Consider the following 19,097-nt stretch of genomic DNA (forward strand, 5'->3'; position numbering starts at 1 on the left):
GGCGCCCGAAGGCGCCGCCGCGGGATGGTGTCAGAGGCGGTTGGTGGTCTCGGAGCTGAAGAACGAGCCGCGGGCCGGATCGAAGCCGACGACCAGCTTCTGGCCCGCTTCGAGATGGACATCGCTGGCCGCGCGGAACGTCACGGGACGCCCCGCAATGGTGGTCCAGGCCAGGGTGTCCGAACCCATGGGTTCGACAATCTCGATCTCGACCTCCAACGAATAGGGCATCTTGGCCGCATCATCGCCGAGCAGGATATGCTCGGGGCGAACGCCGAGCACGGCCTTGCCGGTGGCCTTGGCCTTGTCGGCAAAGTCATAGGTGGCGACCGGAATGACGGTGCCGTCCTCGGCGGTGAAGGAAGAACCATCCAGCGTGCCTTCGATGAAGTTCATCGAGGGGGAGCCGATGAAGCCGGCGACGTAGAGATTGACCGGCTTGTTGTAGATGGTGTGCGGATCGGCGAGCTGCTGGATCACGCCATTCTTCATGATGGCGATGCGATCGGCCAGGGTCAAAGCCTCGATCTGGTCGTGGGTCACGTAGATCATGGTGTTCTTGAGCCGCTGGTGCAGGCGCTTGATCTCGACGCGCAGGTCCGAGCGGAGCTTGGCATCGAGGTTGGACAAAGGCTCGTCGAACAGGAACACGTCCACATCGCGCACCAGGGCACGGCCGATGGCCACGCGCTGGCGCTGGCCGCCGGACAGGTTGGCGGGCTTGCGGCCGAGCAAGGGCTCGATCTGGAGGATTTCGGCGGCGCGGGCGACGCGACGCTCGATCTCGTCCTTCTTCATGCCCGACACGCGCAGGCCGAAGCTGAGGTTCCGCTCGACCGTCATCTGCGGATAGAGCGCATAGGACTGGAACACCATGCCGATGCCGCGGTCCTTGGGCTCCATCCAGGTGACATTCTTGCCACCGATGAAGATCTGGCCTGCGGAGACGTCGAGCAGGCCGGCAATGCAGTTGAGCAGGGTGGACTTGCCGCAGCCCGAAGGCCCGAGCAGGACGATGAACTCCCCCTGCTCGATGTCGAGATTGAGGGTCTCGAGCACCTTCACGCTACCGAAGTTGAGCGACAGATCGCGGATGGAAACGCTGTGTTGCATTGACTTATCCCTTCACGGCGCCGGCGGCGACGCCGCGAACGAACAGCTTGCCGGACACAAAGTAGATGATCAGAGGTACCAGGCCCGTCAGCACGGTCGCAGCCATGTTGACGTTATATTCCGGCGACCCCTGGGCCGAATTGACGATATTGTTGAGCTGGACGGTCATCGGATAGTTCTGCGTGCCCGCAAAGACCACGCCGAACAGGAAGTCGTTCCAGATGCCGGTGACCTGCAGGATCAGCGCCACCACGAAGATCGGCAGCGACATGGGCAGCATGATCTCGAAGAAGATACGCCAGAACCCGGCCCCGTCGACGCGGGCGGCCTTGAACAGCTCCTGCGGCAGTGACGCGAAGTAGTTGCGGAACAGCAGCGTCAGGATCGGCATGCCGAAAATGGTATGCACGAGAATGACGGCCTGCAGCGTGCCGAAGATGCGCAGTTCACGGGTGATCATCACCAGCGGATAGAGGAACACCTGATAGGGGATGAACGAGCCGAAGATGAGGATGGCGAAGAAGATTTCGGAGCCCTTGAAACGCCAGTTCACCAGGGCATAGCCGTTCACCGCCGCGATGAAGATCGACACGATGGTGCTCGGAATGGTGATCTTCACCGAGTTCCAGAAGCCCGGGGACAGTCCCTCGCAGGTCAAGCCCGTGCAGACGCTGGTCCAGGCGCGGACCCAGGCATCGAAATTGATCTGCTGGGGCAGCGCGAAGATGTTGCCGAAGCGGATTTCGGGCATCGTCTTGAACGATGTCGCGATCATCACATAGAGCGGGAAGAGGAAGTAGAAGGAGAACAGTATCAGCACCGAATAGATGATGATCTTGCGCGGCGTGAAGAACGGCTTGGGCCGGGGCCCGCGCGGCTCGACGGCAGTGCCGGTACCGGTTTCCGGCGCAGCGCCGGCCATGATTGCGGTCTGGCTCATGAGCGACGTCCCTTTCCGCCAAATTCGAGATAGGCCCAGGGAACCATGATGATGATAACGGTCAGCAGCATCATGGTCGCAGCGGCCAGACCCTGGCCGATATTCCCGCCCGAGAACATGTAGTTGTAGACGTATTTGGCCGGCACTTCCGAGGAGATGCCGGGCCCCCCATTGGTCAGCGCCACCACGAGGTCGTAGAGGCGGACAATGCCGGAGCCGATCAGCACCACGGCCGTCACCAGCACGCCGCGCATCATGGGCAGGACGATGGAGACATAGGTGCGCCAGGTGGGAATGCCGTCGATACGGGCGGCCTTCCAGATTTCGTCATCGACGCCGCGCAGACCGGCGAGCATGAGCACCATGCAGAAACCGACGCCCTGCCAGAGGCCGGCGATCAGCAGCGCGAAGAGCACCATGCGCGGATTGGCGATCCAGTCGAAGGTGAAGCCGGTCCAGCCCAGATTGCGGAAGGTGCCCTGCAGGCCGAGCGTGGGATTCATGATCCACTGCCAGACCAGGCCCGTCACGATGAAGCTGAGGGCGAAGGGATAGAGCATGATGGTGCGGAAGGCGCTTTCGAAGCGGATCTTCTGATCCATCAGCACGGCAAGCAGGAAGCCGAGCGTCAGTGTCAGCACCAGCGACATGGCGCCGTAGCTGATCAGGTTGGTGACCGAAATGTTCCAGCGCGAGGTGGCGAAGAGCCGTTCATACTGCTCGAAGCCCACAAACTTGCCGGTCGGCAGGAGCCTGGAATTGGTGAATGAGTAATAGACGGTCCAAAGGGTACAGCCGACGAAGACGACCAGTACGGTGGCGACCATCGGCAGGGCCGCGATCTTGGCGGGCATGTTGTGAAGGAAGGTCTTCCGAAGGAAGCCACGCTGACCGGCTATGCCGGCGCCCTCCTCCTTATAAACGGCTGTATCCGCCATCAATCTCTCCATAAGAAAGTGGTCGACCTTGTCGATCAAGGCCGACCACCGCTTTTCAACGATGAGACCGCAGTCTCACCCGAGCAGTCGGACGATCAGTCCGCCTGTTCGATGATCGAGGCATAGCGTTCGATATAGTCATCGACGGTGATGCTGTCGTCATCCAGGAACTCGGTGTTGAGGTCCGTCAGCTGCTGCTGGGTGTCACTGGAGAGCGAGAAGTCACCCGAGGGCAGCAGGCCCTTGTCGAGGAAGGTGAGCGCCTTGGTCATGCAGGCATTGGCACCGCTCAGATCGATGTCGGTACGGATCGGCATCGAGCCCTTCTTCAGGTTGAAGGCGAGCTGGGCTTCCGGCGAGATCAGCAGGCGAGCCAACTGGGTCTGCGCTTCGATCACAGCCGGATCGGTGCCTTCGGGCAGAACCGGGAAGTAGAACGAGGTCACCGCCACCGCTCAACTGATCGCCAAGACCGAGAGCCGGGAGACATTCGTAGTTTTCGCCGGGGACACCGCCTGCAACCTGCAGGTCGCCCTGCAGCCAGTCGCCGTGGATGTTGCCGGCAGCAGTGCCTTCCAGCAGCTGGTTGCCAACGTCAGCGAAGGCCGGAACCATCATGTCGGGCGAGAGAACGCTACGCAGATGATCCAGAGCTTCGGCAACCTTGCGGAATTCCGGGCCACGAACGGCTTCGGCATCCTTGTCGCGGTTGATGGCGAGCACGAGGTCCGAACCGCCGAGACCGGCCATCAGCACACCCGGAATGCCCGAGAACGGCCAGCCGGTCGCGAGACCGAACGGCAGGATGCCGGCTTCTTCCAGAGCGGGCCAGGAGGCAACATATTCGTTCCAGTCCTTCGGAACGGGCTGGCCGATGGTCTCATAGGCCTTGGTGGAGAGCCACAGCCAGTCCCACGAGTGGATGTTGACCGGCAGGCAATAGAGGCCACCCTCGTAGCGGCAAGGCTCGAGCAGGGACTCATCGACGTAGAATTCGTCGATGTTCATGTCGGCAACGACGTCGGTCAGGTCGCGCATGAGGCCGGCCTGGATGAGTTCCTCGGCGTCACGGCCGGTATTCATCTGGGTGGCGCCCATCGGGTCACCGCCGATGATGCGGCTGATGATGACGGGGTTGGCACCGGTGCCCGAACCGGCCAGGGCGCTATCCACCCAGTGGTTGCCGGTTTCTTCTTCGAACACGCGGGCGAATTCGGCCACGGCGGCAGCTTCACCAGCCGAGGTCCACCAGTGCGTTACTTCGAGGTCAGCGGCCATGACGGCGGTCGACCCGAGCAAAGCGGTCGCCATAGCGGCAACCACTGCAAACTTCTTCATAGAATGTCCTCCCAACGATCACTTGGAGCGAAGCGCTCCCGCGAAGCTGCCAGCCGCAAGGTTGCCTTCTTGCGAAGCATCCCGAGCTGGCGGCGTGTAATCGATTGCATCGTTCGGCTCCCGAAACCTCTGCAATCGATTGCATTAGTTTCGTACACGCCTTGCGCACCTGTCAAGATCGATTTAGACCGTTTGGGTCAGCGGCAGTGAGAGGGGGCGCTGGCGAGCATGACTCTGGTGAAGAAAACGCCGACAATTCAAGATGTTGCGCGTTTTGCTGAAGTGTCTACAGCTACCGTCAGCCGCGCCCTTTCAAGCCCTGAAAGGGTGAGCGAGCAGACCCGCGCGCGTATTTCCGAGGCGGTGCGCGTCACCGGCTACACACCCAACCAGTCGGCCCGCTCACTGCGCCAGCGAACGGCCCGAACCATCCTCGTGGCGCTGCCCGATATCGGCAATCCATTCTTCTCGGTGATCCTCGACGCGGTGGAACGCGAGGCGGCATGCCGCGGCTATGGCGTGCTGGTGGCAAACCGTTTTCCGGGCAATAGTTCGGGCCTGCGGATGCGCGACTATTTCATGTCCAACCGAGTGGATGGATTGCTGCTGTTCGACGGATCGGTGGACCTCGAACAGTTGATGATGCTGACCGGCGACCCCATGCCGGTGCCGCTGATCGTGGCCTGCGAGGAAATTCCCAATGCGCCGTTCCACACGGTCAAGACCGACAACAGCTATGCGGCCGAGCAGGCGACGCGGCACCTGATCGCGCTCGGGCACCGGCGAATCGGCCATGTGCTGGGGCCGCGCGGCAATGTGCTGACCGGCGAGCGCCAGCGGGGCTACGCCAGGGCGATGCAGGTGGCAGGCCTCGAGATACGGCCGGAATGGCTGCTGCAGGGTGGCTTCGCGATGGAGGCGGGCCAAGTAGCGGCGGCGCATTTCATGTGCCTTCGCGACCGCCCCACGGCTATTTTTGCCGCCAATGACGAAAGCGCCGTCGGCTTTATTTCCGGGCTGCGCCAGCGTGGCCTCGATTGCCCCGGCGATGTTTCGGTGGTGGGATTCGACGACCTGGAACTGGCGGCGCATGTCTGGCCGCCGCTGACCACCATGCGGCAGCCGCGCGCGGCACTCGGGCGGATTGCGGCCGGGGCGCTGATCGACCTGATCGAGGGCGGGCGGCGCGACCGGATGCCGATGCATATGGTGCTGAGTTCGGAAATGATCGTGCGCGGCACCACTGCCCGGCCCCCTGCCCCAGCCACTTCGGAAGCAGGGCCATCAGCGCTGGCTGTGCAATAGCGGCGCAGAAGGGCGTTCCCTTTGCGTCAAAATGCGCTAAATGGGGCCTGCGCTGGTCCCGTAGCTCAGCTGGATAGAGCAGCAGCCTTCTAAGCTGTTGGTCGGAGGTTCGAGTCCTCCCGGGATCGCCACCTTTCCAGCGGCTGGTGACTTTTTCAGCAATTTGACAAACTGCTCCCCTGTAAGGCAAAAATGCAGGGCATATGACGCTCATGGACCGGTGTCATGTCGCCTGCATGAAGGATGTGAGCATGGCCAAGTTTATGAAATTCGCTGCAGTCGTCCTGGCCGTGGCCGCGATGCCGAGTGCTGCCTTTGCCCATACCGACGTTACCAGTGGGGGATTCGCCTACGGCTTTGCCCATCCCTGGTCGGGGCCGGATCATGTCCTGGCCATGGTGATGGTCGGATTGCTGGCTTTTCAGCTTGGCGGCCGCGCGCTGTGGCTGGTGCCGGCAACGTTTATCACGGTGATGGCGTTGGGCGGCGGGCTGGGTGTGGCCGGCGTCGCGGTCCCGTTTGCCGAACTGGGAATCGCGCTCTCGGTCATCGTTCTGGGCGCGGTTGCGGCGCTCGGTATCAAGGCACCAGTTGCTGCAGCGATGGGGCTTGTTGGACTGTTCGCGGTCTTTCACGGTTACGCCCACGGCGCTGAAATGCCTGCTGTTGCCGATGGCCTGACATATGGCGGTGGATTCGTGCTCGCCACCGCGCTGCTGCACGGCGCCGGGATCGGGCTCGGCTATGGCTTGGGCGTGGCAAGCAAGCGCTATGGCGCCATGATGTCGCGCGCTGCCGGCGGAATGGCGGCCGTGGCCGGGGTGGGCATCCTCACCGGCGTGCTGTGAGCGCGGATCAGTTCAATCCGCCCGCCCGTTCGATAAAGGCGATGATCTGCTCAAGACTTTCGCGCCGCAGCAGATCAGTGAACACATAGGGCCGGCCTTCGCGGATCGCCTGCGTGTCACTCTCCATCACCTCGAGACTAGCCCCGACATAGGGGGCCATGTCGGTATGGGTGATCACCAGCAGGTCGGAGCGGGCTATGGCCGGGCCGCCTTTGCGCGGAATTTTTTCGCCCTGGGCCACCGAGATGACGTAGATCGTCAAATCCGCCAGGTCGGGCGAGAAAGTGGCAGCCAGATTGTCGCCGCCGCTTTCGATCAGGATAATGTCGAGATCGGGAAAACTGCGGTTGAGTTCGGCGATGGCCGCCAGGTTCAGCGAGGCATCCTCCCGGATGGCGGTGTGGGGGCAACCGCCGGTTTCGACGCCGACGATGCGATCCTCGGAAATCGCCTGCGCCCGCGCCAGGATGAGCGCGTCTTCCTTGGTGTAGATGTCGTTGGTGACCACGGCCATGGAATAGCGCTCGCGCATGGCCTTGAGCAGCATCTCGCACAAAGTGGTCTTGCCCGAGCCGACGGGACCGCCAATGCCGATGCGCAGGGGGCCATTGGGTGATTTCATGACAACCTCAAGGTGGAATATTCGCTCATGACCGGAAAATCCGGGTCGGCAGCGTTTCATGCGCCATCTGCGCAATATCGGTAGCGTAGGCCACGGCGCCGATGGCGTCCAAGGCCAGGCTCTGGCACTGCATGGCGGCGACAGAGACAGCCTGTTCCAGCGCCGCCACGATGGCAAGGCCATCGCTTTGACCGATCGGTACCAGTCGCACCGCCACCGACACCTGCCCCTGCACTACCGCAGTCAGGAACGCTGTCAGCACGGCATCCAGCGCAATGTTATGGCTGGCAGCAATGGCGCCTATGGCGATCGAATAGGGACAGGGTCGGGGCAGCGCATCATAGGCCGCTGATGGCCAGGCGTGCGCCGCGGCGACGAAGGCTTCCCCCATGCCAAGCGTTTCGTCATGCCGCTCCCGCGCCGGCGTGAGGGCCAGGCAAAGATCGGCAAGATCGCGCAGGGCGTGGGCATCGCCGGCCGCACGATGGGCGTGGGCCAGCAGGATGGCGTCGGTGCGGATGCCGCCATGGGCAAGATTGCCCGCGATCCAGCCCTGCGCACTGGCTCGATCCTGCACGGCACCCGAAACGATCGCCGTTTCCAGTCCGGCCGACCAGGCGAAAGCACCCACCGGAAAGGCGGGGGACAGCCAGGTCAGCAGCTTTTGCAGATCGTGGTTCATCGCGCCAGCAGGGCATGTCCGGGTTCGGCGTGGCTGTGATAGGCGCCATGCTCGGCATAGAAGGGTTCGCGCACTTCCGATACCTGCGCTCCCAGACCTTCGAGCATGGTGCGAAGCACGTGATCGCGCTTGATCAGCAGGCGCCCGGCTTCGAGCTGTGCCGAGGTATGGCGATTGCCGATATGCCAGGCGAGGCGCACCAGATGGGCGGTGTCGCGGCCGCGCACCTCGTAAAGCAGTTCGGGCGCGGCAATGACGTCCACCAGCCGCCCGTCATCAAGCTGCAGCGCGCCGAGATGGTCGAGGGTGACGGTCTGGGAAAGTCCACCATGACCTCGCCGCCGCCGAGAGTGGTCAGCAGCTTGCGGCGCAACCGGCGCTGCTCATGGTCCAACACGACACTGTCGAAGGCAGGGCCCTGGCCATGGCCGGCGGGCAGATGAGAGATGGCGCGCAGCACGAGCTTGTCGTTCTCCAATGGGCTAGAACAGGAAATAGCGCTGCGCCATCGGCAGGACCGTCGCGGGTTCGCAGGTCAGCAATTCGCCATCGGCATGGACCTCATAGGTTTCCGGGTCGACCTTGATCTCCGGCGTGGCGGAGTTATGGATCATCGCGGCCTTGCCGATGCCGCCGCGCGTATTGGTGACCGGCACCAATTGCTTGTCGACGCCGAGCCGGTTGCGCAGTCCATCCTCATGAGCAGCCTGCGAAATGAAGGTCACCGAGGAATTGGTGCGCAGCTTGCCGAAAGCCGCAAACATCGGCCGGTAGTGCATGGGCTGGGGCGTGGGGATCGAGGCATTGGGATCCCCCATCGGGGCCGCGGCGATGGAGCCGCCCAGCAACACCATTTCGGGCTTCACACCGAAAAAGGCGGGGCTCCACAGCACTAGGTCGGCACGCTTGCCGACTTCCACCGAGCCGATATGGGCGCTCATGCCATGGGCGATAGCCGGGTTGATGGTGTATTTGGCGATGTAGCGCTTCACCCTGGCATTGTCGTTGTCACCGGTTTCGGTGGCGAGGCGCCCGCGCTGCTTTTTCATCTTGTCGGCGGTTTGCCAGGTGCGGATCAGCACCTCGCCGACCCGGCCCATGGCCTGGCTGTCCGATGAGATGATCGAGAGCGCGCCCATGTCGTGCAGGATATCCTCGGCAGCGATGGTTTCCTTGCGGATACGGCTTTCGGCAAAGGCAACGTCCTCGGGAATGGACGGGGACAGGTGGTGGCACACCATCAGCATATCGAGATGTTCGGCGATGGTATTGACCGTATAGGGCCGCGTCGGATTGGTGGAGGACGGGATGACATTGGGCAGCCCGGCGACGCGCAGGATATCGGGCGCGTGGCCGCCCCCTGCCCCCTCGGTGTGGAAGGCATGGATGGTACGGCCCTTGAAGGCGGCAATGGTGTCTTCGACGAACCCGCTCTCGTTGAGCGTATCGGTGTGGATCATCACCTGCACGTCATAGGCATCGGCCACTGACAGGCAATTGTCGATTGCTGCAGGCGTAGTGCCCCAGTCTTCGTGCAGCTTGAGGCAGGAGGCGCCGGCCAGGATCATTTCTTCCAAGGGAGCGGGAAGTGAGGCATTGCCCTTGCCGGCCAGCGCCAGATTCATCGGGAAGGCGTCGAAACTCTCGATCATGCGCTGAATATGCCAGGCGCCGGTGCAGGTGGTGGCCAGTGTGCCGTGGGCAGGCCCGGTGCCGCCGCCCAGCATGGTGGTGACGCCGCTCATCAGCGCTTCCTCGATCTGCTGGGGGCAGATGAAATGGATATGGGCGTCCATCGCGCCGGCGGTGAGGATGCGGCCTTCGCCGGCGATGATTTCGGTCGAAGGGCCGATGACAATAGTGACACCTGGTTGGGTATCTGGGTTGCCGGCCTTGCCGATAGCGTGGATGCGGTCGTCCTTGAGGCCGATATCGGCCTTGTAGATGCCGCTGTGATCGACGATCAGCGCATTGGTGATGACGGTATCCACCGCCCCCTCCGCCCGCGTCTGCTGCGACTGCCCCATGCCGTCGCGAATTACCTTGCCGCCGCCGAATTTCACCTCCTCGCCATAGGTGGTGAAATCCTTCTCCACCTCGATGAACAGGTCCGTATCAGCCAGCCGCACAAGGTCGCCGGTGGTCGGGCCATACATGTCGGCATAGGTAGCGCGGGAAAGGCGGGCAGGCATGACAGGCTCCGTCTGGTGTGGCAGCGGCTAAAGCGCGCCCATGATCTTCTGGTGGAAACCGTAGACGATCCGCGACCCGCCCAGCGGCACCAGCCGGACCTCGCGGCTCTGTCCTGGCTCGAAGCGGATGGCGGTGCCGGCCGGAATATCCAGCCGCATGCCGCGCGCGGCTTCACGGTCGAAGCGCAGCCCCGCATTGGTTTCGTAGAAATGATAGTGCGAGCCCACCTGGATCGGGCGGTCGCCGGTATTGGCGACTTCGATGGTGATCTGCGCGGCGCCCGCATTGAGTTCGATGTCGCCTGGCCGGGTGATGATTTCGCCGGGTATCATGGGGTCACCTGATAGGCTGATGCACGGTCACCAGCTTGGTGCCGTCAGGAAAGGTGGCTTCGACCTGGATATCGGTGATCATTTCGGCGATCCCCTCCATGACCTGATCGCGGGTGATGACATGGGCGCCCGCCTCCATCAGCTCGGCCACTGGCCGGCCGTCGCGCGCGCCTTCCACCACGAAATCGGTGATCAGCGCGATGGCCTCGGGATGATTGAGCTTGACCCCGCGCTCGAGCCGCCGGCGCGCCACGATGGCGGCCATAGAGATCAGCAGTTTGTCTTTTTCGCGCGGCGTCAGGTTCATGCGGTTTTCCTGATTCAGAGATGCCAGAGGCGTGGCAGGCGGCCTGCCCCGGTGAGTTCGGCGAGAACGGGAACGATCATGCGGCGCAGGACGAGCCCCGAGCCTGCCATAGCGCGCACCACCAGGCGTTCGCCCATGGCGCTGGCGGCGATATGCCCATCCGCAGGCATCAAGGCGCGCACCTTGTCGAGCAGAGAGGCGGCCAGCGGGCCAATATGGACAATGGTGGCGAAGGCGCGCGCGCCGTCCAGCAATGATATGGCGTCGCGCTCGTTTCCCTCGCCATCGAGCAGGGTCGCTTCGGCGTGGATCAGCCGCCCATCCCGACGGATACGCCAGTTGTCGCGCAGATAGGCGTCGGTGGCCATTTCTCCCATGGCATCGCGCCCCAGCAGCACGGCCTCCACGGCCGTCAGGCTGGCTCCTGGCGCCAGATCGATTTCGATGCTGCGGTCGAGCTGGCTGGCGGCGAAGAGGATGGTTTCCTGTGGCAGCCAATCCAGATGCCCGTTCGCACCGACTTCGAGGCGGGTTTCGATTTTCGCCACCGCGCCGGTGGAGCGATAAATTCGCTCGCAGGCCTGGGTAGTCAGCACCATGGTGCCTCCGGACGCGGCCCTGGCCTCCCATTGCAGGTGGTCGCCGCCCGTCAGGCCCCCGGCGGTGTTGATAAGCACGGCTTCAAGCGCGTTGCCGTGTGTGTTGGGCAGGCGGATCTTGGCGCAGCCATCCTGATAGAGCGTATCGATGACACTGACGCCGTCGCGCAGCTTGGTCGCGATGCGGCCCGCGCCGCGCGCACGCTGCATGACGGGAGGGGCGGCAAAAGCGAGGGCGTTGTTCACATCATACCATCAGGTGGCGGCGAACGTCGGGTCGGTCGAGATCGCTGGCGACACCGGCATGCTGGATTTCGCCACGATCCATCACATAGATATCGTCAGCGATTTCCCGGCAGAAGTCCAGAAATTGCTCGACCAGCAGGATGGTCATGCCCTTCTCGTCGCGCAGGAATTGCAGCGCGCGGCCGATATCCTTGATGATGGATGGCTGGATGCCCTCGGTGGGTTCATCGAGCACCAGCACCCTAGGTCGGGTAACCAGCGCACGGCCGATGGCCAATTGCTGCTGCTGGCCACCCGAGAGGTCGCCACCGCGCCGGCCCAGCATGGATTTCAGCACGGGGAAGAGCTCGAAGATGTAAGCGGGGATGTTTCGGTCGGCGCGCGGCAGGCCGGCATAGCCGGTTTCGAGGTTTTCCCTGACCGTCAGCAGGGGGAAGATTTCCCGGCCCTGCGGCACGTAGCCGATGCCCATGCGGGCGCGCTTGTAGGGCGGGGCCTTACGCAGGACTTGATCGCCGAAGGTGATGTCGCCGGCGGTGATATTGTTGATGCCGGTGATGGCGCGCAGGGTCGAGGATTTTCCGACGCCGTTGCGGCCGAGCACGGCGGTGATGCGGCCGGGCTGGCAGGTGATCGAGACCGATTTCAGGGCCTGGGCGGCGCCGTAATGCAGGTCGATGGCGTTGATGGTGAGGGCGGTGCTCATCGTCCGAGATACCTTTCGATCACGACGGGATTGGCGCTGACCTGGTCGAGGCTGCCTTCCGCCAGCACCGCGCCCTCGGCGAGGCAGGTGACACGGGAGCCGAGTTCGCGCACAAAGCTCATGTCGTGCTCGACGACCACCACCGAGCGGGTTTTGGCAATGTCCTTGAGCAGTTTGGCGGTTTCCACGGTTTCGGCGTCGGTCATGCCGGCGACGGGTTCATCGACCAGCAGCAGCTTGGGGTCCTGCGCCAGCAGCATGCCGATTTCGAGCCACTGTTTCTGGCCGTGGCTGAGATTGGCGGCATAGTCGTCCTTGCGGGCGAGCAGGCGTACGGTTTCGAGGATTTCGGTGATGCGGGCGATGTCCTCGTCGTCGGCGGTGTAGAACAGGGTCGCGAAGATGCCGCGCGGCTTCTTCAATGCCATTTCGATATTGTCCCAGACCGTGTGGCTTTCGAACACGGTGGGTTTCTGGAACTTGCGGCCGATGCCCAGATTGGCGATGGCGGCTTCGTCCAATTTGGTGAGGTCGGTGCGGCCGTCGAACAGGACCTGGCCATCGTCGGGGCGGGTCTTGCCGGTGATGATGTCCATCATCGTCGTCTTGCCGGCGCCATTGGGGCCGATAATGGCCAGCATTTCGGCGGGGTGGACGATGATCGAGAGGTTGTTGATGGCCTTGAACCCGTCGAAGGCGACCGAGACGCCGTCGAGATAGAGCATGGTGCCGAGCTTTTCGCGGGCTTCGGACATGGCTTACTCCGCCGGCTTGGGTTGGGGATCGGCGCCGGCTTCCACCTGCATCGGCGTGGGCGCATCGCGATCGTGCTGTTCGCGCTTGGTGGTGGCAGCGCGATATTGGCCGATGAGGCCGACAATGCCCTTGGGCAGGAAGAGCGTGGTGACGACGAACAGGGCGCCCAGCGCGAAGAGCCAGTATTCGGGGAAGGCGCCGGTGAAGTAGGATTTTCCCACATTGACCAGCACGCCGCCGATGATCGGCCCGATAATGGTGCCGCGACCGCCGACGGCCGTCCAGATCACCACTTCGATGGAATTGGCGGGCTCAAATTCACTGGGGTTGATGATGCCGACTTGCGGCACGTAGAGCGCCCCGGCAATGCCGGCGATGATGGCCGAGACGACGAAGGCGAAGAGCTTCACATATTCGACGCGGTAGCCGAGGAAGCGGGTGCGGCTTTCGGCGTCGCGGACGGCGACCATGACCTTGCCGAGCTTGGAATTGACGATGGCAGAACAGGCGAGGACGGCGAGCGCAAGGGCGATAGCTGAGGCGGCGAAGAGAGCCGCGCGGGTGCTCGGGGCGGAAATCGACTGGCCGAGAATATCCTTGAAGTCGGTCAGGCCGTTATTGCCGCCGAAGCCCATGTCGTTGCGGAAGAAGGCCAGCAGCAGGGCATAGGTCATGGCCTGGGTGATGATGGAAAGATAGACGCCGGTGACGCGACTGCGGAAGGCGAGGAAGCCGAAGATAAAGGCCAGCAGGCCCGGCACGACCACGACCATCAGCATGGCGAACCAGAAATTGTCCATGCCATACCAGTACCAGGGCAGTTCCTTCCAGTTCAGGAACACCATGAAATCGGGCAGGATCGGATTGGCATAGACGCCGCGCGTGCCGATCTGGCGCATGAGATACATGCCCATGGCATAGCCGCCGATGGCGAAGAAGGCGCCGTGGCCGAGCGAGAGAATGCCGCAATAGCCCCAGACCAGGTCGAGCGCCAAAGCGAGCATGGCGAAGGTGAGGTATTTGCCGAAAAGGGGCACGGCATAGTTGGGCAGGCGGAACGGGCTGTCGACGGGCAGCAACAGGTTGGAGGCCGGCACGGCCACGGCGACGAGCAGCAGGATGGCGACGAGCCAGATGGCCTTTTTGTCGAGGGCGCGGAAGAGAGCCTGCGTAATCATGCTTCGATCGACCTTCCCTTGAGCGCGAAGAGGCCGCGGGGACGGCGCTGAATGAAGAGGATGATGAGGACGAGAATGATGATCTTGCCCAGCACGGCGCCGGCATAGGGCTCGATGAACTTGTTGGCGATGCCCAGGGTCAGGGCGCCGACCAGGGTGCCCCAGAGATTGCCGACGCCGCCGAAGACCACGACCATGAAGCTGTCGATGATGTAGCCCTGGCCCAGGTTCGGCGAGACATTGCCGATCTGGCTCAGGGCCACGCCGGCCAGGCCGGCAATGCCCGAGCCGAGGCCGAAGGTCATGGCATCGACCAGCGGCGTGCGGATGCCCATTGATGAGGCCATGCGGCGGTTTTGCGTGACGGCCCGCATATGCAGGCCGATGGCGGTGTATTTGAGCACCAGCAGCAGGGCCACGAAGACCAGCAGCGCGAAGATGACGATGTAGAAGCGGTTCCAGGTGATGGCGAGGCCGCCCAGCTCGAACGAGCCCGACATCCAACTCGGATTGCCCACTTCGCGGATATTGGCGGTGAAGATGCGCTGCACCGCCTGCTGGATGATCAGCGACAGGCCCCAGGTGGCGAGCAGGGTTTCCAGCGGCCGGCCATAGAGGAAGCGGATGATGCCGCGCTCGATGGCAACGCCGACAAGGCCGGTGAAGAGGAAAGCCGCAGGCAAAGCGATGGCAAGGGACCAGTCGAACAGGCCCGGCGCATTCTGCCGGATGATTTCCTGCACGACGAAAGTGGTGTAGGCGCCCAGCATGACCATTTCGCCATGGGCCATGTTGATGACGCCCATGACGCCGAAGGTGATGGCCAGACCGATGGCGGCGAGCAGCAGGACCGAGCCGAGCGAGACGCCGAACCAGACATTCTGCGCCACGTCCCAGGCGGCGCGGTCGCGGGCGAGGCCGTCGATGGCAGACTCGATGGTCGGCCTGATCTCGTCGGGGGCGCTGGCGAGAGCGGTAGTGAGCGTGTTGAGGGCATCGCGGCCGCCGATGGCCAGGACTACCGGCACGGCGGCGGTCTTGTCCTCCACCGAGGCCTCGGGCGATTTGAGCATAATGACGGCGCGAGCCTGTTCCATGACCCGCTTAATCCGGACGTCGGTTTCGGCTGATATGGCGCTGTCCAGCAGTTCGAGCTGGGCCGGATCGGCGTCGCGCAGCACGGACTGGGCGGCCGAGAGGCGCACGCGGGCGTCTTCGCTCAGCAGGGTCATCTGGCCGATGGCGGTGCGGAGCACGCGGCGCAGGCTGTTGTTGACCTTGACCTTTTCCAGGTCGGCTTCGGTGAGGTCGGACAGGTCGGCGCCGGTGACGGGATCGGAAATGGCGCCCTTGCCGCCAGACGCCGACGTGAAGACCACCTTGCCACCAGTTTCGTCGAAATAGAGTTCGCCCTCGAGCAGGGTTTCGAGCACGGGGACGGCGCGCGGATCGCCTGACGCGACGAGATTGCCGATGGCGGTCTCCCGGTCCTTGAAACTGCCGGGGGCCAGGGCATCGACGAGCGTGGTGAGGTCGGCATCGGCGAATTGGGCGTGGGCGGGGATGGCGGTCAGCAATGCGCTTAAAAGCAGCATCGCGCCGATGAGGTGTTTGAGAATTGTCATGCCGGCCCCAGTCATAAGCTCGGTGTCATCCCGGAGCTGTTCCGGGATCCATCTTGAGATCTCGGGATGGATCCCGGCCTTAACCGGAATGACATCGTGGGTTAGGAGACCTCGGTGATGAGGGCGGCGAAGGCCGCCCTCGCCGGTGTTACTGAACCGCCGCGACCTCGGAGCCGCCGCAGGTCTTGGTTTCGGTGTTGTAGTTGCCGCAGGAGATCGGGGCCGTCCAATCGGCTTCGATCATCTTGGATTCGGGCAGGAAGTCGGACCAGGCGTCGCCGGGGACGAGTTCGGATTCCGACACGACTTCGAACTGGCCATCGGCCTGGATTTCGCCGATCAGCACCGGCTTGGTCAGGTGGTGGTTGGGGAGCATCTTGGCGATGCCGCCGGTCAGGTTCGGGGTCTCGAGGCCGATGATGGCATCGAGCACGGCGTCGGTATCGGTGGTGCCGGCCTTTTCAACGGCCTGGACCCACAGGTTGAAGCCGATGACGGTGGCTTCCATCGGATCATTGGTCACCTTGTCCGGGTTGCCCATGAAGGTCTGCCAGGCGGAGATGAAGGCCTCGTTTTCCGGGGTGTCGACGGACTGGAAGTAATTCCAGGCGGCCAGGTGCCCCACCAGCGGCGTGGTATCGAAGCCGGCGAGTTCTTCTTCGCCGACCGAGAAGGCCACGACCGGGATATCCTCGGCCATCACGCCCTGGTTGGCGAGTTCCTTGTAGAACGGCACGTTGGCGTCGCCATTGATGGTCGAGACCACGGCGGTCTTCTTGCCGGTCGAACCGAAGGTCTTGATGTCGGAAACGATGGTCTGCCAGTCGGAATGACCGAAGGGCGTGTAGTTGATCATGATGTCTTCGGCGGCCACACCATGGTCGAGGAGGTATTGCTCAAGAATCTTGTTGGTGGTCTGCGGATAGACATAGTCGGTGCCGGCGAGAACCCAGCGCTCGACGCCTTCGTTTTCCATCAGGTAGTCGACGGCCGGAATGGCCTGCTGGTTGGGGGCGGCGCCGGTGTAGAACACGTTGCGCTGGCTCTCCTCGCCCTCGTATTGCACGGGGTAAAAGAGGATTGAGTTCAGCTCCTCGAAGACCGGCAGGACCGACTTGCGCGAGGACGAGGTCCAGCAGCCGAACACGGCGGCGACGCCGTTGACTTCGATCAGCTCGCGAGCCTTTTCGGCGAACAGCGGCCAGTCGGAGGCGGGATCGACCACGACGGCTTCGAGTTGCTTGCCCAGGAGGCCGCCCTTCTTGTTCTGCTCGTCGATCAGGAACAGCATCGTGTCCTTGAGCGTGGTTTCGGAGATGGCCATCGTGCCCGACAGCGAATGGAGGACGCCGACCTTGATAGTCTCGTCCTGGGCGACTGCCGGAACGGCAATTGCGCCCATAGTCATAGCCACGCCCAGCCCCAGTCCCGCAATCATGCGGTTTCCTACTGTCATGTTTACCTCCGACAGATATTTGGTTGCACCGTCGGAGATAGTGCAAAGGCTGTGCCAGCCTCCTTTTGCCGATTAAGCCTCTGATTAAAATGTATTTTTGAAATGCTTCCGATCGAACCGGGCAACCAACAACAGAAGCAACGCCTAAATTGAAGGCACGAAAATGCAGGTAGCCTATTATTTGCGCAATCCAGCTTCAATAACGCTACGCATCGATGACAACCGGTCGTTAAAAATGCATCGGACGGATAGAGGGTCGGGTAACGGCATCGCTCGGTGACCGCAGGGACTTAAGCTTTCGGCAAGTGCGGCTTCGGTAGTTGGCCATATGCGCGACTTGTCCAAATCCCCCTCCAGCCCATCGGCCCTGCTGCTTGAGCGCAGGATTGCCCCGCGGCGGAACACCTATATCGAAGCCCGCATCACATTCGGGAAAACCACCCTGCCCTGCATCATCCGTAACGTCTCGGATACCGGTGCCAAGCTGGAAGTGGCCAAGGTTGCCGGTATTCCGGACGTCATCCTGCTGCATGCGCCGGGGCATCGGCCGCAGACCTGCCGTGTGGCGTGGCGGGCGCTGCGGGAACTGGGCGTGGAATACCGGGACTAGGCTAGAAATCGAAACCCATCTGTGAGACGGCGCTGACCGGGGCCGGTTTTGGCGCGGTGCGCGCGGGCGGCTGCGGGGGAATGGGAGCCGAAGCGACGGCGACCGCAGGCTTTGCCTTCCTGGCCGGTTTCGGCCTGGCAACCACCTTCGGCTCGGGCGCGGGCTTTGATGCCGGCGCCAACCCGGCCAGCCAATCCTGCACCGTTTGCAGGCGATTGGCATGAAGCGCGTAGCGGTTTTCCCGGCCGACTTTTTTCTCGCTGATCAGCCTGGCCTGGCGGAGCACGCGCAGGTGGCGTGAAATGGCCGGGCGGCTGATATCGAAATGGCCGGCGAGCATATGCACCGGCTGGGCGCCCCCATGCAGGATTTCGATGATGCGGCAGCGGGTTGGGTCGGCCAGGGCGACAAGAATTGCGAGAGGCGGCATGGGTGTTCCGTAGCGTTTCACCGATGCAGTAGTAACGGTCGCGTTACGCGTCAAGCACAGGCCTTGCCGGACAAGGGGTTATTCACCAGATGCGTTGAGCCGGGCTTTACGATGCCGCACGATGGTCCTGTTGCTGCAATAATCTGGTCACTTCCCTGCGTCAGGTTCAGGGCAAGGAGGACGCGAGCCGTGCAGAAACCAGTGGCAAAATATTCGTGGTGGAGCCGTGAACAGCGGCCCTTCACGCTTGCCGAACTGGTGGTGGACGGCGTCGTCCATGTGCTGGGTCTCATCGTCGCCATAGCGGCCGGATCGATCCTGCTGGCCTTCGCGATCCTGGAAACCGCGCCCGAGGCCGCGCCCGCGCTGGTGGTTTATGTCGGCTCGCTTGTAGCGGTGCTCGGTGTGTCGCTGGCCTATAATCTCTGGCCGGTTTCGCCCATCAAGAAACTGCTGGCCCGTTTCGACCAGGCGGCCATATTCCTCTTCATCGCCGGTTCCTACACGCCCTTCCTCGCGGTGATCGGCGGCACCACGACCGGCGTCCTGATGACCACCTTCGTCTGGGGCGCGTCGCTGATCGGGGTGGCGCTGAAGCTGATCGTGCCGGAACGCTTCGGGCGACTGGCCATCGTACTCTACCTGGCCATAGGCTGGAGCGGCATATTCGTGTTCCAGTCGCTGGGGCAGACGCTCCCGGCGACCACGATGTGGCTGCTGCTGGCCGGCGGGATCACCTATTCCCTGGGGATCGTGTTCCACCTGTGGGAGAGGCTCAAATTCCAGAACGCTCTCTGGCATGTCTTCGTGGTGGCCGGGGCCAGCCTGCATCTATGGGCGGTGATCGACTGCATGGTCATTCACCGGCTGTAG

At 63.0% G+C, this 19,097-nt stretch carries 20 protein-coding genes, 1 tRNA gene and 2 pseudogenes; 5 read left to right on the top strand and 18 right to left on the bottom strand.

Annotation, left to right across the window (positions count from 1 at the left end; all coding sequences use genetic code 11):
- Window positions 1-30 precede the first annotated feature (30 nt).
- From NVV79_RS16410 to NVV79_RS16425, 4 genes and pseudogenes are all read right to left on the bottom strand, one after another.
- Entirely contained in the window at window positions 31-1,113 is a 1,083-nt protein-coding gene (locus NVV79_RS16410) for an ABC transporter ATP-binding protein (protein ID WP_303991452.1), read from the bottom strand.
- Window positions 1,114-1,117: 4 nt separating this feature from the next.
- Entirely contained in the window at window positions 1,118-2,035 is a 918-nt protein-coding gene (locus tag NVV79_RS16415) for a carbohydrate ABC transporter permease (protein ID WP_303992720.1), read from the bottom strand.
- 14 nt (window positions 2,036-2,049) lie between these two features.
- Entirely contained in the window at window positions 2,050-2,907 is an 858-nt protein-coding gene (locus tag NVV79_RS16420; protein WP_303992722.1) for a carbohydrate ABC transporter permease, read from the bottom strand.
- A 179-nt stretch (window positions 2,908-3,086) separates the two neighbouring features.
- Window positions 3,087-4,329 (bottom strand): annotated as a pseudogene (locus tag NVV79_RS16425) (ABC transporter substrate-binding protein).
- 228 nt (window positions 4,330-4,557) lie between these two features.
- Here NVV79_RS16425 and NVV79_RS16430 point away from each other — a divergent pair.
- From NVV79_RS16430 to NVV79_RS16440, 3 genes are all read left to right on the top strand, one after another.
- Window positions 4,558-5,634, top strand: a complete 1,077-nt coding sequence (locus tag NVV79_RS16430) for a LacI family DNA-binding transcriptional regulator (protein ID WP_303991453.1) — start codon at window positions 4,558-4,560, stop codon at window positions 5,632-5,634.
- Between the two features lie 54 nt (window positions 5,635-5,688).
- Window positions 5,689-5,765 (top strand) — tRNA-Arg (locus tag NVV79_RS16435).
- A gap of 120 nt (window positions 5,766-5,885) precedes the next feature.
- Window positions 5,886-6,482 (top strand): HupE/UreJ family protein, encoded by a 597-nt coding sequence (locus tag NVV79_RS16440; protein WP_303991454.1) that lies wholly within the window; start codon window positions 5,886-5,888, stop codon window positions 6,480-6,482.
- Between the two features lie 7 nt (window positions 6,483-6,489).
- Here the strand turns inward: NVV79_RS16440 and ureG are convergent, their stop codons facing one another.
- The 13 genes and pseudogenes from ureG to urtA all read right to left on the bottom strand — a co-directional run bounded on the left by ureG (window position 6,490) and on the right by urtA (window position 17,136).
- Complete coding sequence (gene ureG, locus NVV79_RS16445) at window positions 6,490-7,104, bottom strand: urease accessory protein UreG (protein WP_303991455.1); 615 nt, start codon at window positions 7,102-7,104, stop codon at window positions 6,490-6,492.
- Window positions 7,105-7,129: 25 nt separating this feature from the next.
- On the bottom strand, window positions 7,130-7,786 hold the full coding sequence (locus NVV79_RS16450) for an urease accessory protein UreF (RefSeq protein WP_303991456.1): 657 nt from the start codon (window positions 7,784-7,786) through the stop codon (window positions 7,130-7,132).
- Window positions 7,783-8,049 carry a hypothetical protein gene (locus NVV79_RS22685; protein WP_369684740.1) on the bottom strand — a complete coding sequence of 89 codons (267 nt, stop codon included), beginning with the start codon at window positions 8,047-8,049 and terminating at the stop codon, window positions 7,783-7,785. Before NVV79_RS22685 ends, NVV79_RS16450 begins: the two co-directional genes overlap by 4 nt.
- A gap of 104 nt (window positions 8,050-8,153) precedes the next feature.
- Window positions 8,154-8,246: pseudogene (locus tag NVV79_RS22690) on the bottom strand (urease accessory protein UreE); the annotation flags it as partial.
- 22 nt (window positions 8,247-8,268) lie between these two features.
- Window positions 8,269-9,978, bottom strand: coding sequence for an urease subunit alpha (gene ureC / locus NVV79_RS16460; RefSeq protein WP_303991457.1), 1,710 nt, complete (start codon window positions 9,976-9,978; stop codon window positions 8,269-8,271).
- Between the two features lie 27 nt (window positions 9,979-10,005).
- On the bottom strand, window positions 10,006-10,311 hold the full coding sequence (locus tag NVV79_RS16465) for an urease subunit beta (protein ID WP_303991458.1): 306 nt from the start codon (window positions 10,309-10,311) through the stop codon (window positions 10,006-10,008).
- 4 nt (window positions 10,312-10,315) lie between these two features.
- Window positions 10,316-10,618: an urease subunit gamma gene (locus NVV79_RS16470; protein ID WP_303991459.1), complete on the bottom strand. Its 303-nt coding sequence runs from the start codon at window positions 10,616-10,618 to the stop codon at window positions 10,316-10,318.
- A 14-nt stretch (window positions 10,619-10,632) separates the two neighbouring features.
- On the bottom strand, window positions 10,633-11,463 hold the full coding sequence (locus NVV79_RS16475) for an urease accessory protein UreD (RefSeq protein WP_303991460.1): 831 nt from the start codon (window positions 11,461-11,463) through the stop codon (window positions 10,633-10,635).
- A 1-nt stretch (window position 11,464) separates the two neighbouring features.
- Window positions 11,465-12,169 (bottom strand): urea ABC transporter ATP-binding subunit UrtE, encoded by a 705-nt coding sequence (urtE, locus tag NVV79_RS16480; RefSeq protein WP_303991461.1) that lies wholly within the window; start codon window positions 12,167-12,169, stop codon window positions 11,465-11,467.
- The gene (urtD, locus tag NVV79_RS16485; RefSeq protein ID WP_303991462.1) at window positions 12,166-12,924 is read right to left on the bottom strand and encodes an urea ABC transporter ATP-binding protein UrtD; all 759 of its coding nucleotides are present in this window, start codon (window positions 12,922-12,924) and stop codon (window positions 12,166-12,168) included. The genes urtE and urtD overlap by 4 nt, the downstream gene beginning before the upstream one ends.
- Window positions 12,925-12,927: 3 nt before the next feature.
- A complete protein-coding gene (gene urtC / locus NVV79_RS16490; protein ID WP_303991463.1) occupies window positions 12,928-14,103 on the bottom strand; it encodes an urea ABC transporter permease subunit UrtC in 1,176 nt (391 codons plus the stop codon).
- Window positions 14,100-15,698 (bottom strand): urea ABC transporter permease subunit UrtB, encoded by a 1,599-nt coding sequence (gene urtB, locus NVV79_RS16495; protein ID WP_303992724.1) that lies wholly within the window; start codon window positions 15,696-15,698, stop codon window positions 14,100-14,102. Before urtB ends, urtC begins: the two co-directional genes overlap by 4 nt.
- Window positions 15,699-15,876: 178 nt before the next feature.
- The gene (gene urtA, locus NVV79_RS16500) at window positions 15,877-17,136 is read right to left on the bottom strand and encodes an urea ABC transporter substrate-binding protein (protein ID WP_303992728.1); all 1,260 of its coding nucleotides are present in this window, start codon (window positions 17,134-17,136) and stop codon (window positions 15,877-15,879) included.
- Between the two features lie 376 nt (window positions 17,137-17,512).
- Here urtA and NVV79_RS16505 point away from each other — a divergent pair, with 376 nt between their 5' ends.
- A complete protein-coding gene (locus NVV79_RS16505; RefSeq protein ID WP_303991464.1) occupies window positions 17,513-17,794 on the top strand; it encodes a PilZ domain-containing protein in 282 nt (93 codons plus the stop codon).
- A 1-nt stretch (window position 17,795) separates the two neighbouring features.
- On the opposite strand, the gene NVV79_RS16510 is transcribed toward NVV79_RS16505, so the two are convergent.
- On the bottom strand, window positions 17,796-18,224 hold the full coding sequence (locus NVV79_RS16510; protein WP_303991465.1) for a metalloregulator ArsR/SmtB family transcription factor: 429 nt from the start codon (window positions 18,222-18,224) through the stop codon (window positions 17,796-17,798).
- Window positions 18,225-18,413: 189 nt separating this feature from the next.
- Here NVV79_RS16510 and NVV79_RS16515 point away from each other — a divergent pair, with 189 nt between their 5' ends.
- A complete protein-coding gene (locus tag NVV79_RS16515) occupies window positions 18,414-19,097 on the top strand; it encodes a hemolysin III family protein (protein WP_303991466.1) in 684 nt (227 codons plus the stop codon).

Origin of the sequence: Devosia ginsengisoli (genome assembly GCF_024707105.1) — a bacterium.
Classification (GTDB): domain Bacteria; phylum Pseudomonadota; class Alphaproteobacteria; order Rhizobiales; family Devosiaceae; genus Devosia; species Devosia ginsengisoli_A.